Origin of the sequence: Burkholderia gladioli (genome assembly GCF_000959725.1) — a bacterium.
Classification (GTDB): Bacteria; Pseudomonadota; Gammaproteobacteria; order Burkholderiales; family Burkholderiaceae; genus Burkholderia; species Burkholderia gladioli.
In genome coordinates this window covers 2,860,016-2,876,420 of record NZ_CP009322.1, presented here as the reverse complement: position 1 = coordinate 2,876,420, position 16,405 = coordinate 2,860,016, and the positions used below count along the sequence as shown (strand labels likewise).

16 protein-coding genes are annotated in these 16,405 nt (G+C 65.5%); 4 read left to right on the top strand and 12 right to left on the bottom strand.

Features of this window, described 5'->3' with window-relative positions; all coding sequences use genetic code 11:
* Positions 1–9: 9 nt before the first annotated feature.
* From BM43_RS12585 to BM43_RS12550, 8 genes are all read right to left on the bottom strand, one after another.
* A complete protein-coding gene (locus tag BM43_RS12585; protein ID WP_036055365.1) occupies positions 10–1,230 on the bottom strand; it encodes an MFS transporter in 1,221 nt (406 codons plus the stop codon).
* Entirely contained in the window at positions 1,227–2,513 is a 1,287-nt protein-coding gene (locus BM43_RS12580; protein WP_036055366.1) for an MFS transporter, read from the bottom strand. Before BM43_RS12580 ends, BM43_RS12585 begins: the two co-directional genes overlap by 4 nt.
* Positions 2,510–3,556, bottom strand: coding sequence for an amidohydrolase family protein (locus tag BM43_RS12575; RefSeq protein WP_036055367.1), 1,047 nt, complete (start codon positions 3,554–3,556; stop codon positions 2,510–2,512). The genes BM43_RS12580 and BM43_RS12575 overlap by 4 nt, the downstream gene beginning before the upstream one ends.
* 13 nt (positions 3,557–3,569) lie before the next feature.
* Entirely contained in the window at positions 3,570–4,709 is a 1,140-nt protein-coding gene (locus tag BM43_RS12570; protein WP_042285029.1) for a porin, read from the bottom strand.
* 56 nt (positions 4,710–4,765) lie between these two features.
* Positions 4,766–6,187 carry an MFS transporter gene (locus tag BM43_RS12565; protein WP_036055368.1) on the bottom strand — a complete coding sequence of 474 codons (1,422 nt, stop codon included), beginning with the start codon at positions 6,185–6,187 and terminating at the stop codon, positions 4,766–4,768.
* A gap of 89 nt (positions 6,188–6,276) precedes the next feature.
* Positions 6,277–7,200: an SMP-30/gluconolactonase/LRE family protein gene (locus tag BM43_RS12560; RefSeq protein ID WP_036055369.1), complete on the bottom strand. Its 924-nt coding sequence runs from the start codon at positions 7,198–7,200 to the stop codon at positions 6,277–6,279.
* Between the two features lie 19 nt (positions 7,201–7,219).
* Positions 7,220–8,167: a hydroxyacid dehydrogenase gene (locus tag BM43_RS12555; RefSeq protein ID WP_036055370.1), complete on the bottom strand. Its 948-nt coding sequence runs from the start codon at positions 8,165–8,167 to the stop codon at positions 7,220–7,222.
* Positions 8,167–8,865, bottom strand: a complete 699-nt coding sequence (locus BM43_RS12550) for an RraA family protein (RefSeq protein ID WP_036055371.1) — start codon at positions 8,863–8,865, stop codon at positions 8,167–8,169. The genes BM43_RS12555 and BM43_RS12550 overlap by 1 nt, the downstream gene beginning before the upstream one ends.
* Positions 8,866–9,034: 169 nt before the next feature.
* Between BM43_RS12550 and BM43_RS12545 the strand changes: the two genes are divergently transcribed.
* A complete protein-coding gene (locus BM43_RS12545; protein ID WP_017918003.1) occupies positions 9,035–9,748 on the top strand; it encodes an IclR family transcriptional regulator in 714 nt (237 codons plus the stop codon).
* 2 nt (positions 9,749–9,750) lie between these two features.
* Here BM43_RS12545 and BM43_RS12540 read toward each other — a convergent pair whose 3' ends face one another.
* From BM43_RS12540 to BM43_RS12530, 3 genes are all read right to left on the bottom strand, one after another.
* Positions 9,751–10,494 (bottom strand): IclR family transcriptional regulator, encoded by a 744-nt coding sequence (locus BM43_RS12540; RefSeq protein ID WP_036055372.1) that lies wholly within the window; start codon positions 10,492–10,494, stop codon positions 9,751–9,753.
* Positions 10,491–11,708 (bottom strand): alpha-hydroxy acid oxidase, encoded by a 1,218-nt coding sequence (locus BM43_RS12535; protein ID WP_036055373.1) that lies wholly within the window; start codon positions 11,706–11,708, stop codon positions 10,491–10,493. Before BM43_RS12535 ends, BM43_RS12540 begins: the two co-directional genes overlap by 4 nt.
* Before the next feature lie 107 nt (positions 11,709–11,815).
* Positions 11,816–12,694 (bottom strand): AraC family transcriptional regulator, encoded by an 879-nt coding sequence (locus BM43_RS12530; protein WP_036057105.1) that lies wholly within the window; start codon positions 12,692–12,694, stop codon positions 11,816–11,818.
* A 175-nt stretch (positions 12,695–12,869) separates the two neighbouring features.
* Here BM43_RS12530 and BM43_RS12525 point away from each other — a divergent pair, with 175 nt between their 5' ends.
* Positions 12,870–13,757 carry an NmrA family NAD(P)-binding protein gene (locus tag BM43_RS12525; RefSeq protein ID WP_036055374.1) on the top strand — a complete coding sequence of 296 codons (888 nt, stop codon included), beginning with the start codon at positions 12,870–12,872 and terminating at the stop codon, positions 13,755–13,757.
* Between the two features lie 21 nt (positions 13,758–13,778).
* On the opposite strand, the gene gcvA is transcribed toward BM43_RS12525, so the two are convergent.
* On the bottom strand, positions 13,779–14,660 hold the full coding sequence (gene gcvA, locus BM43_RS12520) for a LysR family transcriptional regulator (protein ID WP_013691410.1): 882 nt from the start codon (positions 14,658–14,660) through the stop codon (positions 13,779–13,781).
* A gap of 131 nt (positions 14,661–14,791) precedes the next feature.
* On the opposite strand from gcvA, the gene ampC reads away from it, so the two are divergent.
* Both ampC and BM43_RS12510 read left to right on the top strand, forming a co-directional pair.
* On the top strand, positions 14,792–15,958 hold the full coding sequence (gene ampC, locus BM43_RS12515; RefSeq protein ID WP_370448967.1) for a class C beta-lactamase: 1,167 nt from the start codon (positions 14,792–14,794) through the stop codon (positions 15,956–15,958).
* A gap of 44 nt (positions 15,959–16,002) precedes the next feature.
* Entirely contained in the window at positions 16,003–16,371 is a 369-nt protein-coding gene (locus BM43_RS12510) for a cupin domain-containing protein (RefSeq protein ID WP_051078686.1), read from the top strand.
* Positions 16,372–16,405: the final 34 nt, after the last annotated feature.

Sequence of the window (16,405 nt, the reverse complement as noted above, 5' to 3'; positions counted from 1 at the left end):
CCTGTGTTCTCAAGCGCCGGAGCGCTGTTTTCTGAATGTTTGCAGCAGCGTGATCGACAGCACGCCGGCGCCCAGCACCGCGGCCATCGCGCAGAAGGTATTGCGCACGCCCAGCGCCTCCGACGCGGTGCCGACCAACAAATAGCCGAACGGCATCGTGCCGTTGTAGGCCATGCCGTACATGCCGACGAGCCCGCCTCGCACGTGCTCGGGGCAGCGGCGCTGGATGGTGGCGTTGGTCGAGGTCGCGGCAAAGGTGAGGCTGAATCCGAGCGCATAGAAAGCCGGCCCCGATGCGACGGCGTTGGTGATCACGGCCAGGACGAGCAGCGCCGCGACTGCAGTCCATGGCGACCAGGCGATGAAACGTGCCGAAGCCCGTGGCCCGAGCGCCGACGAGAGCAGCACCGCCGCCGATAGCGAGCCCGCTCCCGCGCATGCGAAGAACAGGCCGGTGAAGTACGCGGCATCGTGATAGGCGCGATCGGCGAGCAGCGGCACGAGCGTCTGGTAGCTGCCCGCGAACAGCCCGATACAGGCGAGGATCGGCAGGTAGCGCGCGGAAAATGCGTCCGCCATCACGTAATCGACCGCGTCGCGCAGGCCGCTGGCCTGCTTCGCCGGCACGTCCGAGCTCAATCGGATCGAGCGGACGCAGGCTGCCATGAAGCCCAGCGCCGCCATGTAGATCGCGAACGACATGCGCTCGCCGAAGGCGGGGTAGACGAAGCCGGCGATGGTGGGGCCGACCATGCGGCCGACGTTGTAGACCATCGTGTTCATCGCGACGGCATTCGACGTGAGACTGGCGTCGCGCAGGCTCGACAGCAGCAGCACCTGGCGCGCCGGCACCTCGATCGCGCTGGAAATGCCGATCGCGAGCGCATGCGCGAGAATCAGCTTGACACCGAGCATGCCGGCGAACGACAGCACGAACAGGCTTGCGGTCAGCACGAGCGAGGTCATCAGTACGCACAGCGTGACGCGCCGCGCGTTTTCCGACCGGATCCGCGATCCTGCCACGGGCGCCACGATCAACTGGGGGCCGTAGAGCAGGAAATTGAGCAGCGCGAGGATCGCGGCGGAACCCGACAGGTGATAGACGAGCAGATTGAGCGTGACGTTCTGTGTCCAACTGCCGAGTACCGATGCAATCTGCCCGCTCAGGTAGCGCCGCAGCGAGGCCTCCGCGAGTGCCGGAAAGAGTCGGTTGGTCAGGCTTGCCGTCATGAAAGCGCTTTCCCGCGCGTTTCCGGCGCGAAAAGCACCACGATCGCAGCGGCGATGAACGCGAAGATCGTCGTGGAAAGGCCGAGCACGAAGCCGCCGGATGTCGAGGCCAGCGCACCGATGATCAAGGGCGCGATGAAGCCGCCCAGCCGGCCGCCGTTGTACGCCAGGCCCATGAGGAAGCCGCGCGAGGCGGTATCGCCGATGATTTCCGCCAGGAATGGCCCGGCGCCCGCGAAGATGCCGTTGACGCTGAAGCCCGTGAAGAATATCGCCACCATCAGCAGCAAGGTGTTGGCCGACAGGATGTAGACGAACACCGCGGCTGCGCCGACCAGCAGGTATGCGATGAACATCGGGCGTCGCCCGAGCCGGTCGACCAGGGCCGAAAACAGCAGGAACCCGGTGATGGCACCGAACTGCAGCGACAGCACGAACTTCAGGCTATGCACGAAATCGAGGTGCTTGACCGCGACGAGAAACGTCGGCGTCCAGGTGAATACACCCCAATACAGGTATTGCAGGAAGAAGATGAACAGGAATGCCGTCACGAGGCCACGCACGTTCAGCACGCCGTCGCGAGAGTCGGCGAGCTTTGCCGAGGTGCGCTTCGCCTGCTCGTGGCGCTTGAGCCAGATCGGCGATTCGGGCGTCTTGCGTGCGACCCAGAACAACAGGAAGAACGGCAGCGCACCGATCAGGAACAGCAGGCGCCAGCCATGGCCCCCCAGCCCGCCATTCATATCGCTGACGATGCCCGCGATCGTGATCGCGAGGATCGCGCCGATCGGCAGGCCCATCTGCATCAGCGCGCCGCCTTTGCCGCGACGATTGGCATGCCAGGTTTCCGCGATCAGCGCGGCACCCGCGGTCCAGGTGCCGCCCATGCCGAGCGCGCCGCAAAAGCGCAGCGCGGCGAACGTCTGCTCGTTGGGCGCCAATGCGAGCAAGCCGGAAAACAGGGAATAGATGCCGATACACAGCAGCGCGGTGCGTACGCGCCCGATCCGGTCGGACACATAGCCGAACAGGATGCCGCCCAGTATCTGGCCGGCGGCCGTGATGCTGGTGAAGAGGCCGAGTTGCGCCTTGCTCAAGCCGAATTGCAAGGCGAGCGTCGGCAGCAGCAGCGACAGCAGGAACGAGTCGTAGCTTTCGAAGGTCCAGCCGAGGCCAGCCAGCGTCAGCGAGCGGCGCTCGGCACGCGTGATGTCGCGATAGCGGGTGCCGTCGTTCTCACGTTCGATGGTGACTTTCGACGGCAGGGTTGCGCCTGTCTTCATGGTTTGTCTCCCGGAATTTGCAGGCGGTACGTCGATGCGGCCGTGCCGCTGAAAAGCGCTGCCTTCTCGGCGGCAGACATGGTGTGTGCCAGTCGCTTGAACGCGTTCCACACTACGTGGTAGCTGAACATGCCCTTGTCGACCGGGAAGTTGCTTTCGAACATGCAGCGCTCGACGCCGAACAGTTCGATGCAGGTGTCGAAATAGGGACGCCAGGCAGTCGCGAGCGTTTCCGATGACGGAGCGCACGTCTGTGCCGCGAAATCGAAGCCGAAGACGGGCATGCCGGCGCCACCGAGTTTTATCCGCGTATTCGGCAGCGACGCGAGCTTTCGCAGGGCCTGTGCCCAGGCGCGATGGGTTTCGTCCGGCTGCCGGGCGTGAGATCCGACGCCGAGCGGGCCGCCGAAATGATCGATGACGATCGTCACCGCCGGGGCGGCCTTCGCCAGTTCGAACAAGGCGTCGAGCTGCGTGTGATAGACCCAGGCATCGAGCGTTAGTCCGTAGCGTCCGAGCGCCTGCACGCCGCGTACGAAAGCCGGATTCGCCATGCGGTCGCGCGGCGGCGTCACCGGGCTCGAGCTGACCGTCGGATCCTCGTGCCACGCGAGGGGATTGCGGATCCCGCGCAGCCGTCCGCCGGATACCTCGAGCATCGTCTCGAGCACCGCCGCCACCTCCGAGGCAAGCGTGAGGTCCGCTCCACCGACGATGGCGTCGCATGCCTGCGTTGTCCCGTATGCGCCGCTGGCGAACATCGCGGCCACGCCCGTGGCGAACTCGACCTCGCCGACAGGTTTCAGCGCTTCAGGCCCCGTCGCTCGCAGCATCGATCGGCACTGAACATACACGGTCGAGACGATTCGATGTCCGCTGGCGAGATCGTCGCGGAATTCGTGGGCGAGGTAGCGGCCCGACTGCCTGTCCCATAGATGGTGATGGGCGTCGACGATAGGCAGGTCGGGTTCGAGGATCGCTTCTTCGCGCGATGCGAGCCAGTCGGCTCGGATCGGCAGATGCGGGGCGTGGACGATCTGCATGATGGGCTCCGCGTCAGAACTTCGAGCGCATGCCGATCGTGATCCCGGTCTGGTTGTAGCCGGGAGCTACCGTGCCGTAGCCGTTCACGCCGAGCGCGGAGTTGCCCTTGTTGCGGGCGTAGCCAGCGACCGCATACAGGTCGGTGCGCTTGGACAAGGCGTAGTCCGCCATCAGGACAGCGAGCCATGGATCGGCGTTGGTGCCGTGCACGTCCTGATAGTAGCCGGACGCGGTCAACTGGAACGCGGGCGTCACGTAGTACTGCAGGCCTGCGTAGTACAGGTTCGCGGTGCTGGCCTGGCCGCCTTGCACGACGATCGGGTTGACGGGTTGAAACGCGTTGCTGTCTCGCAGCCAGCGATACCCGGCGAAGCCCTTGATCTGGCCGAACGTATAGGTCGCGGCTGCATAGGCGCGCCGCTCGCTGGCCGTGTTGGTCGCGACCGTATTGCTGTTGCGCTGCTCGTAGACGGCGGTCGCGGCGAATGGCCCGCTCGCGTAGGTCAGCTCGCCACTGAAGAAACGTCCCGTGAGTTGCGCGCCAGGCACCTCGCTGCCATAACCGGCGTCGTAGCGCGTGCTGTACATGGCGGCCACGGTGACGGGGCCGAAGGTGCCGACGTACTTTATCGAGTTGTCGATTCGCGCGGCCATGGCGTAGTCGACGGACAGGATCGAATAGCGCGACGATGCGCCCATCGGATCGAACGGCACCGAGACATCGTAGAGCAGTGCGTTTTGACGGCCGAGGCTCAACTGCTGGCCCGAATAGCGGAGTCCGACCCACGCCTGGCGCCCGAACAGCCGTTGCGTGGTGGCCGCGTTCGTGCCGAGTCCCTTGGTGCTCTGTGAAGTCGTGCCGTCGTTGATGTTGAAGCCGTCCTCGAGATTGAAGATCGCCTTCATGCCGTTTCCGAGGTCTTCGACGCCGCGCAGCCCCCAGCGCGAGCCCGACAGATTGCCCGATGCCTCGCGGGTCAGGCTGCCACCGGTCGGCGTGTTGTTGATATGTTCGATCCCGGCATCCACGATGCCGTACAGCGTGACACTGCTCTGCGCATGCGCGGACCCGGCCATCAGGCTTGCGCTGGTGGCGGCGAGCAGAGCCGTGCGAGGGAATATTTTTTTAGTATTACGAATTTTCAACGGCATGGTGTCTCCAAACACGATTCATTGACTTATAGGAATGGTGCTGCTTGAAAGCCTGCTTACCTGCCGGACGAGGCCGGTTCGGGTGCATCGGTGGATTCGCCCGCGTTGGCGCCCGGATCCCCGAGCCACGCGGTGATCAATGCGCCGGCCAGCATGATCGCCGCGATCGCGATCAGGGGCCACGTGAAGCCGCCGGACATCTGCTTGAGCGCGCCGATCATCGACGGCCCCACGAAGCCGCCTAGATTGCCGACCGACACGATCAAGGCGAGGCCGCCCGCGGCGGCACGACCGGTCAGGAAGCCGGACGGGATCGCCCAATAGGTCGCCTGGAATGCGAGGATGCCGCTCACCGTGAAGCACAACGCGGCCAGCTTGAGCGCGGGCACGTCGGTGAAACCGGACAGGCACAACGCCAGCGCCGCGACCACCAGCGCGCCGGCCACATAGGGAATGCAGTTCGTCGAACGGCGCGCGAGCCTCGCCCACAGCAGCATCACCACGGCGCCGACCGCATAGGGAATCGCGGTCAGCCAGCCCACCGTCGTATGGCTGACGCCGAACTGCTTGATGATCTGCGGCATCCACATGCCGACGCCGACCGATCCGACGATTCCGCAAAAGTTAATCAGCGCGAGCACGAAAACCCGCCAGTTGGTCAGTGCGTCCTTCAGCTTGTTGCCATGCTTGGCGCCGATATCGCCTTGTTCCAGCGCCAGGCGTTTTTCCAGCGAACGCTTTTCGTCGTCGCTGAGCCAGGACGCCTTCGCCGGCCGGTCGGACAGCATGAACAGGCATGCGATACCGAGCAGCACCGCCGGCAGGCCTTCGATCATCAGCAGCCATTGCCAGCTGCGCAGGCCGTGCGCGCCGCCGAGTTGCAACAGCGCGCCCGAGATCGGCGAGCCGATCATGTTGGCAACCGGAATGCCGACCAGGAACGCGGCGGTCACCTTCGCTCGCCACTTCCCTGGAAACCAGTGGGTGAAATACAGGTAGATGCCCGGCGTGAAGCCGGCCTCGGCGAGGCCGAGCAGAAAGCGCGCCGCGGCGAAGCTCTTGGGACCGACCACGAAGGCGGTCGCCATCGAGAACAGCCCCCATGTGATCATGATCCGCGCGATCCAGATGCGAGCGCCGACCTTTTGCATGATCAGGTTGCTCGGGATCTCGAAGAGGAAATAGCCGATGAAGAACAGGCCGGCACCGAGCCCGAATTGCTCGGCGCTCAGGCCGAGGTCCTGGTTCATCGTCAGCGCGGCAAAGCCGACGTTCGTGCGATCGAGATAGCTCACGACGTAGCACGCGAAGATGAACGGCAGGATGCGTCGGAACGCTTTCGCGAGCGTGCGTTCGCTGGCCGCGTAATCGTCCTCGGACATGGCGCGAGCCGACGACGCGGTCGATTCGCGTGCGTCTCTGCTGCCCTGGGTGTGATGTGCTTGCGGATCGGCGCGCAGCGCCGGATTGCTTTCCATGTTTGCTCCTCCGCCGCGCTCTGCGGCGCGGTGTGTCGATGACGGTCGGGAAGCGCCGCGGAATTCGCGGCTTTCCTGCCTGCCGTTGTCTATTGCCTGGCGCGGTGTGGCAGCGGCCCGGCGGTTTTCATCCGCGTTTTGAGCACGGTGCCCGACACGGATTCGGTCATGTAGAGCGTCTTCATGTCCTCGCCGCCGAAACACAGGTTGGTCAGCGACGTGCCTGCGGAATTGGTCAGGACCTCGACCGGCTCGCCACGATGATTCAGCACCCAGACATATCCGAGCCCGGGATTGGCCACGAGAATCCGCCCGTCGTTGTCGACCGTCAGTCCGTCGGGGCCGCTCGGCCCGTACGAGGTGAAGAACTGGCCGACCTTGCTCACCGATCCATCCGCTTGCAGCGGTACGCGCCACACGCTGTTGCCGCGCGTCATGCCCACGAACAGCACCTTCTCGTCGGGCGACAGCACCAGGCCGTTCGGGCTCGGACAATTGCCGAGCAGCATGTCGAGCTTGCCGTCCGGCGAGAGGCGATAGACGCGCCCGGTCGGATCATGCAGGCCCGATTGCCCCTGGTCCGTGAAATACAGGTTGCCGCGCGAGTCGAAGCTGAGGTCGTTGACGCCGCGAAAGCGCTCGGAATTGCGGCGCTCGAGAAACGGCCGCACCGCGCCGCGCTCGATATCGAGCAGCATCAGGCCGTTGCGATAGTCGGTGATCAGCAGATGCGCGTCGTCGTAGCGCTTCATGCCGTTGGGCTCGCCCTCGTATTGCACGACCAGTTCCCACTCGCCGTTGGCCGAGATGCGGAAGATGCGGCCGTGCGGGATGTCGGTCACGAACAGATGGCCCGCCGGGTCCCACACCGGGCCTTCGAGGAACGAGTCGGTGGGCAGTCCGCCGCGATTGGCGCGTGCCCAGTCGGTTTGTACCTCGGGCTTGCGGAACGCATCGGGCATTCGCGTGAAGACTTCGGTTTCGCGCACTTCGGACGCGTTCAGGAAAAACATGCTCGTTTCCTCGCGTAGGTCAGGCGGCCTTGCCCGCGTGAGCTTCCAGCACGGCGATCACGTTGGCTGCCGCGGCCGTGCCCATGTTCACATACGCCGCGTCGCTGACGCCGCCGATGTGAGGCGACAGGATCAGGTTCGCGATGTCGTCGAACGGATGGGGATGCGGCTTCGGTTCGATCGCGAAGCTGTCGAGCCCCGCCGCTCGCAGCCGGCCGCTTGCGAGCGCATCGACGAGTGCCGCTTCGTCGATCAGGCCGCCGCGCGCCGTGTTGACCAGAATCGCCCCTTGCTTGAAACGCGCGAATGCCGCCGCATCGAGCATCTTGCGATTGTCGTCGGTGAGCGGGCAGTGCAGGGATACGACATCCGATGCGGCGTAGAGCTCGTCGAGCGCGACGAGCGTCACGCCGGCCGGGGCTTCCTTGGCATAGGGATCGAAGGCAAGGACCTTCATGCCGAACGCGATGCCCGCCGCCGCCACGCGGCGCCCGATGGCGCCAAGCCCGACGAGGCCGAGTGTGCGGTCGTTCAATTCGATCGACTTGTGGATCGACTTGTCCCAATGACCCGAGCGCATCCGCGCATCGAGCTGCGGTACCGCTTTCGCGCATGCGAGGATCAGCGCCCAGGCATGTTCCGCGACCGCCGCGGCATTGGCACCCGTCGCGGCGCGAACCGCGATGCCGCGCTCGGCCGCCGCTGGCTGGTCGATCACGTCGATGCCGCTGCCATGCTTCGAGATCACCTGGAGACTGCCGGCGGCGTCCATGATCCGCGCATTGACCTTGCCGTAGCGAACGATGATCGCGACCGGATCATGACGTGTGCAGAGCGCGACGATGTCGTCTTCGGTCGGCTGCTTGCCGGCAAACACCACCTCGAAGGGCGACAGCATGTCGAGCGCCTCGGGCGCGAGATCGGCGGCGGTGACCAGGACCACGGGTTTGTTCACGACGGCTTGCATTACAGCGCCTCTCCTTCCGCCAGCATGCCCGCGGCGCGCAGTTCCTTCTCGATCCACGTCGGGCGCAGTTCACCCTTCGCGATGCCGGCGAGGCGGGCGGTTTCGCTTGCCAGCTTTTTCGCGGCGAGATCGACGATGCGGGCGACGTCGTCGCGCGGAATCACGACTACGCCGTCCGCGTCGCCGACGATCAGATCGCCCGGGTTGACCGCGGCGCCTCCGACCGAGATCGGGAAATTGAGGCGGCCGGCAACGCTTTTGGTCGGGCCGCAGGGGTTCGTGCCGACCGAGAACACCGGAAAGTCCCACGTCGCCAGTTCGTGCGAATCACGCACCGCGGCGTCGATGACGAAGCCCGCCAGGCCACTCGCCTTTGCCTGCGACGCCATGATTTCGCCAATCAGGGCGCAACTCTGGTCGCCCTTGCCATCGACCACGATGACGTCGCCGGGCTGGGCGACCGCGAGCGCGGCATGGATCGCGAGATTGTCGCCGGGACGCACCTCGACCGTGATGGCCGGCCCCGCCACCTTCATCGTCGGCGACATTGCCTTGACCCGGCCATTGATCGTGCCGCGACGGCCGGCGACGTCGGCCAGGATCGCTGCCTGAAACTTGCCGGCCGCGGCCACGAGCTCGGGCGACACGCGTTCGATGTGGCGGTTGATGGAAGTGTGTCCGGTGGGAAGCGCGCTCATGAAGAATCCTTTGCTAAGGCGTTGTACGATGTACAACATATGTGTACAGAGTGAAATGACTATAACGTCGATGATTCAAGGCGAGCCATTCAGGTTTACCCCTTTACTGCACGAAACGGCGTTGTACGATGTACAATTTCGGGTCGCCGTGATCGGGGAGTTCGGAGCAATGGGAAACGATGGAGTTGCCGCGGTCGAGAAAGCGCTGTCGCTGCTCGACTGTTTCAGGCCGGGGAAGGAAAAGCTCGCGCTGGCCGCGCTTGCGCAGGCCTCGGGCATGCACAAGACAACCGTGTACCGGTTGATGAATTCATTGGAACGAATGGGTTACGTGGTACGAGCCGAGTCGGGCGAGTATGCCCTCGGCGCCCGACTGCTGTACCTGGGCAAGCTCTACGAGCAATCGTTCCATCTTTCGACGATCGTCGAACCGGCGTTGCACGCGCTTGCGGCGCAGACACGCGAAAGCGCGTCCTACTATGTGCTCGACAACGGGCAACGGCTTTGTCTTTTTCGTGCCGAACCCTCCGAGGGGCTGCGTGAAACCCGGCTTCCGGGCACGGCATTGCCGCTGGACGACACCGCGATCAGCCATGTGATCCGCTTCTGGGGCGTCGGCGAGCCGATCTACGACACGCTGCCGTCGTTTCCGTGGTTCACATCAGGCGCTCGCGATACGCACACCGCCGCGTTCGCGACGCCCGTGTTCGGTGCCGGCGATCGCTTCATGGCGGCGCTCACCTTGTCCGGTCCCGCGTCGCGTCTGAACGCGGCGCACGAAACCGGCGAACTGATCGAGCCGCAATTGCGCGCGGCATCGGATCTGTCCAGGAAGCTCGGTGCGAGCCTGGCCTTCTGCGAGCAGATGTACGCTCGCGGCTGAGTTCACTTCGATGCGGGCCGGCGGCGCGGCGCGGGTTTCGTCCTCGGCACGACCGCGCCCAACTGCGTACTGGCGATCGACGCTTCCGCATGGAGCGTCGATCGCAATCCACGATCGTCCACATCGAAATCGCCGATCACGCCCGACAGCGTGAGCACGCCCACGAAGCCATTGCCGGCGCCGAACAGCGGCATCGACATCGAGGCCAGCAGCGGGTCGCCGACGCCTGCCGATACGCTCACGTTGTCCAGGCCGTTCTCTCCCAGCGCCGCGGCCGTGAGTGTGCCGAAGCGCTTGAATGTCTGCCCCGAGGCGGTTTTGTCGATCGGGCGCCGGGTGCCTGCCCGGATCGCGACGCGCACGACGCGATCGGGCTCGGCGCGTACGAGGCACACACGCGAGTCGCCGTCGCGTACGTAGACCGACGCGCTATGTCCGGTCTTTCGCATCAGCCGATCGACGATGGGCGCCAGCGTGTCGACCAGATCGATGCCGCCATCGAATGCCTTGCCGAGCTGCGATGCCTTGATGCCGAGTCGGTAGGCGCCGCTCGCCTCTTTGTGGACGAAGCCCCTGGCCTCCAGCGACAGCATGTAGCGCAGGATCACGCTCTTGAACAGACCGGTTCGCGCTTCGAGCTCGCCGAGCGAGCGCGTGCCGGGTTGGCCCAGGAAGGCTTCGAGCAGCAGCAGCGTCCGGTCGACGGCGGCTACCGAACGATCAACGGGTTCGTCTTCGTGTTTCATGCGAGAGGTCCATGATCTGTGGCGCTTTCTTTCAACAACATGTGCGGACCGAGCTCATCGAGGGCGTTGAGGCCGAGCAGCCCGAGGTTGCGCTGCACTTCGGCGCGAAGTATGGCAATGGCGTGATCGACGCCGGGTTCTCCGGCGACCGCCGCCGCGTAGTTGAAGGGGCGTCCGACGAATACGAAATCGGCACCCAGCGCGAGCGCCTTCAGCACGTCGGTGCCGCGCCGGATGCCGCCGTCGATCATGACCGGAATGCGTCCCCTGACCGCCGCCGCGATTTCCGGCAGCACCCGCAGCGGCGCCACGGCCCCGTCGAGTTGGCGCCCGCCGTGGTTCGACACGATGACGCCGTCCACGCCGCGATCGCTCGCCATGCTCGCATCGTCGGCGGCAAGCAGCCCCTTGATGATCAGTCTGCCTTTCCACTGCCGTCGAATCTGCTCGACATGCTCCCAGTTCAGATGATCTTTCGCACCGAAATCGCGTGCCACACGGCGCGAGAAGATCGGAGCGCCGCGCGTGGCATAGGAATTTTCGAAATGCGGCATGCCGTGCCTGACCAGCGTTTTCAGCGCCGTGCCGAACAACCAGCGCGGGTGCGTGATGCCCTCCATGGCAAGACGCAGGCTCGGCTTGAGCGGTGTCGAGAACCCGGCGCGGACGTTGTTCTCGCGATTCGCGAGCACGGCGGTATCGACCGTCAATACCAGCGTTTCGTAGCCTGCGCGCTCGACTCGCTCCACGAGGGCATGGATCTTGTCGGCTTCTCCAGGCAGATAGGCCTGGAACCAGGTCCGTGGCGCGGCGCGTGCCACCGTTTCCAGGGGAATCAGCGACGAGCCGCTCATGATCATCGGGATATCGGCGCGTCGGGCTGCCTGCGCCAGGACGAGATCGCCGCGGTAGGCGGACAGCGCCGAGATGCCCATCGGCGCGATGCCGAACGGCGCCGACCAGGTATGGCCGAACAGTGTCGTCGACTGTGAGCGCTTGGATACGTCGCGCAACACGCGCGTGATGAACCGGTACTCGGCATACACGCGTTGGTTGTCGTCGAGCGATGCGTTGCGCTCGGCGGCGCCGGCGATATAGCCAAATATGGGGCGGGGGAGATGCCGCTTTGCTGCAAGCTCGAAGTCGTCGAGCGACAGATATCTCGCCAGCGCCTTGTGCGGTTGCCGGGCGGGTGTTCGGTTTACGGTGTTCATGCAAGAATCATAACGGCATTATGATTCTTGCATGTCATGGGGTAACTACCGGGATGCGGGACGGAGTGCACGAGTTGCAGCGAAGCCACGGTATCGGTGCCGCGGTGTTATTTCCTCCGCTCGCTTTGTTCTACCTCCCTCGGCGTCACCCCCAGCATGCGCTTCATCCAGTGCGCCATATGGCTCGCATGCGCGAAGCCGCAATCGAGCGCGACCTGGCTGACCGGCAGTCCACCCTGCAGGAGCAGCCGCTTCGCGCGTTCGACGCGCTTCTCCACCACAAACTGATGCACCGGTGTCCCGAAGGTCCGCCGGAACAGCAACTTGAAATGCGGCACGCTGAGCCCCGCGACCTCGGCCAGCTCGGCGAGCGTCAGGCTCCGGTCGAGATGCGCATCGATATAGTCGACCACGCGCATCGCCGCGCTTCGACTCAAGGCCGGCTTGGTCGATCGCGAAGCTGAGTCCTCATCTCCATCCGCGAGCCGGATGATCATCGCCACGCCCAGGCTTTCCGCATAAAGCGCGTCGGATGCAAACGGCGCTTCGAGTTCCGCGCGCAAGGCCCAGGCGAGATGCTGGAAACGCGGATCGCGCCACTGAAAACGCGGCGTGATCCGCGCGACGGCGCCGCGTCGATCGAGACGCGACAGCGTGCGTTGCGCGAATTCATCGGTGAAGGCGATCCGCAGGATCGTGCAGCTTGCATCGTCGGCCCATTGGCCGTCGAGGCCGGCCGGAATCACGTCGACGTCGCCCTGGCTCTGGATGCGCGACGACCGGCGGCCGTCGCAGCGGCAATGCGCGGTCACCGGCGCGCCGATATGCATGCCGACGCGATGCTCGGCCGCCGCCGGTACGCGATGCACGCCCGCGCCGATGCCCACCAGCTCGGCGCCGAAGCCCGACCAGCCGAGCCGGTCGCTCGACAGCAGGCGCTCGCGCGCACCGGCCTGGAATCTCTCGGCAGGGTTGATCGCATTCACGGTTCGCACCTCGGCAGCCACGGTTTCGCGCATTATGCATCGATCCCCGGCGGCGCGCCTGCCGCCGCGCCGGGCGGCCGTCATCCATTCCTGCTGATCACCATCCGTTCCTGCGCGAATCGCCCGTGATGCCGCGATACGCTCGATTCCTCCCCAATGAAACAGGAGTCGAACGATGTACGTGATCCTTGGCGCGGCGGGAAAGGTCGGACAAACCACGGCGACGGCATTGCGACAGGCATCGCTGCCGGTGCGGGCCGTGGTGCGCGATGCGGTGCAAGGTGCCGCGCTGGCGAGCATCGGCTGCGAGGTAGTGTTCGCCGATCTGCACGATCAGTCAGCGCTCGATCGTGCGCTGGACGGCGCGCAGGCCGTTCAGGTGCTGGTTCCGCTGCCACGGGACGATGCGCAGCCAGCCGACACGATGCGCAAGACCATCGACGTCGCCGCGCGCGTGCTTGCCGCGCATCGCCATCTGCACGTGCTGGCCTTGTCCGATTACGGCGCCGAGCTCGACGCCGATACCGGCATCACGAAGCTGTTCCATCATCTGGAAGCGGCCTTGCGCGAGGTGTCGCCGAAGCTCACGCTGTTGCGCTCGGCGGAGCATATGCAGAACTGGGCGCGCGTGTTGCCGGTGGCCTTGTCGAGCGGCGTGCTGCCGAGTTTCCACGATCCCGTCGACAAGCGCTTCCCGACCATCTCGGCGGGCGATGTCGGCGTGGTTTCGGCGCGCCTACTGCGCGATGGGCCGAGCGCCGCGGCAACGCGCATCGTGAGCGTCGAGGGGCCGGCACGCGTCACCGCGAACGATGTCGCGCAGTCGATCGAGAAGGCCAGCGGCCGCCCCGTCAAGGCGCTCGCGCTGCCTCGGGATCAATGGGCGTCGGCCCTCGCCCAGGGCGGTGCGAGCGAGCAGCATGCGCAACTGATCATCGACCTGTTCGATGCGCACAACGCGGGACACATCGACGTCGAGGTGGATGCCGGCGAGCGCGCATTCGGCACCACGTCGCTGGATACGGCGATCGCCGCGATGGTGGCTTCGGCCAATGGGCGATGACGCTAGCACCTCGGCTTGCCCTCATGCGGCCGTGCCTTCCTCCTCGGCCTGCTTCACGATCCACTGGTTGAACAACTGCATGGCCGGCGTGGCCGGCTTCCCCTTCTGCCCGATGAGCCAGTAGCTGCCCGCCTGCACCTCGATATCGAACGGCCGCACCAGGCGCCCCGTGGCGAGGTCTCGCGCGAACATCGAGGCGGGCGCGAGCGCCACGCCGGCGCCTTGCGTTGCCGCCTCGACCATCAACCGCGACGAGTCGAACACGGCACCTCGCGCCGGCATCGGCGCGAGCCCCGCCTTCGCGAACCAGTTCATCCAGTCGTCGGCGCGATAGGAGCGCAGCAGCGTTTCCCCGACGAGATCGGCGGGCACCCGCAGGCGCTGCGCGATGTCCGGCGCGCACAGCAGCGAGAGCGGCGCGTCGAACAGCTTCTGCGCGCGCGTGCCGGGCCAGTTGCCGTCGCCGAAGCGGATCGCGCAATCGAGGCCTTCGGCGGCCAGGTCGACCAGGTTGTTGTTCGTCATCAGGCGCAGTTCGACGAAGGGATGCAGCGCGTGGAAGGACCGGAGCCGAGGCATCAGCCATCCCACCGCGAAGGTGCCAACGGCGCCCACCGTCAGCACCTCGTGGAAGTGTCCACCCTCGAACTGCCGCAGCACGGATTCGATGCGGTCGAAGGCATCGCTGAGCACGGGGCGCAGCGCGAGCCCTTCGTCGGTTACCGCCAGCCCGCGCGGCAGGCGCTTGAAGAGGCTGACGCCGAGCCGTTCCTCCAGCGCGCGAACCTGCTGGCTGACGGCGGCCTGGGTGACGTTCAGTTCCTGCGCGGCGCGCGTGAAGCTCAGGTGCCGCGACGAGGATTCGAAGGCGCGCAGCGCGTTCAGGGGCAAATTGGGGCGCATGAGGATGTCATAAGTTTTTCTAGGGCAATGGACAATTTATCATCGTTTGTCGCCTGGCCCCGAAACCGCGATAGTGGCGGCTCTTCAAGCCCAGCTTTCGATAAGGACGCCACACGATGAAGTTCAGCAAGATGATGCCCGCCATGACCCAGGCGGTTCTGTTCTGCGCCGCGGGCGCGATGCTCGGTATCGCCGACACGGCCTTCGCGGCCGCCGATCGCGTCCAGGCCGTGGTGGACGAGACCATACGTCCGCTTATGACGGAGAAGCAGATCCCGGGCATGGCGGTGGGCGTGGTGGTGGACGGCAAGGCGCACGTCTTCAACTACGGCGTGGCGTCGAAGGAAAGCGGCCGGCCCGTCACGAACGCGACGCTGTTCGAGCTCGGCTCGGTATCCAAGACTTTCACGGCCACGCTGGCATCGCTGGCCGAGGTCGACAAGCAACTGTCGCTCAGCGACAAGGTGGAAACCTACCTGCCGCCGCTGCGCGGCAGCGATTTCGGCAAGGTGCGCCTGCTCGATCTCGGCGCGCATACGGTGGGCGGCCTGCCTCTCCAGGTGCCTGACGACGTCCGCGACGAAGCCGAACTGATCAGCTACCTGAAGCACTGGCATGCCGCTCATGCACCGGGCACCTTTCGCACCTACTCGAACATCAGCATCGGGACCCTGGGCATCCTGACCGCGAACCGCCTGCAGCAGGATTCCACCAGCCTGATGGAAGGGCGGTTGTTTCCGGGCCTGGGCCTGAAGAACACCTTCATCGACGTGCCGGCCGCGCGCGAGGCCGATTACGCGCAAGGTTATACGGCGGCGGGCAAGCCGATCCGCATGAAGATGGAGGTGGTGGGACGGGAGGCCTATGGCGTCAAGTCGACGGCCGGCGACCTGCTGCACTTCATGCAGGGCAACATGAAGCTGATCCCGCTCGAAGCGTCGCTGCAACGCGCGGTGACGCAGACGCATACCGGCTACTTCCAGGCCGGGCCCATGACGCAGGACCTGATCTGGGAGCAGTATCCCTATCCGGTCGCGCTGAAGACGCTGCTGATCGGCAACGGCCCGGCGATGCTCTTCAAGGGCATGAAGGTGACGGAAATCCGTCCGCCCGAGGCGCCGCGGGATGATGTCTGGATCAACAAGACGGGCTCCACCAACGGCTTCTCGAGCTACGTCGCATTCGTGCCCGCCAAGCGGATGGGCATCGTGATCCTCGCGAATCGCAGCTATCCGATCGAGGACCGCGTCGCCGCCGCCTACCGGATCCTGACCGCGCTCGATGGAGCGGGGCAGTAATCATGCGAAGCGCAACGACGAGGCACATCCGCCACGGCGTGTCGATGCTCGCGGCGCTGGTGATGTTGCAGGCGGCCGACGCGGCGCCTCCGGAGGCCCGGGAAACGGTCGTCCTGCAACGCGTTCCCGTGCCGGACACCGATCGCGAGATGGGAATGGGCGTGGCCGTGTTCCCGCCCAACGCGAGCAAGCCGCGTCACAAGGCGAGCGGACCGGAGCTCTGCTACGTGCTCGAGGGCGAGGTGACGGTGCGTGTCGATGGGCAGCCGCCCAGGCGATTGCGCGCCGGCGAAACCTTCCAACTGCCGGCCGATGTCGTGCACGTGACGACGGCCGGCCCGACAGGAGCAAAGGTCGTCGCGGCCTGGGTGCATACGCCGGGCAAGCCCTTCAATCTCCCGGCGCCGGATTGAAGGCGAAGCGCGCGATGGTTCGCGCGCTTCGCTT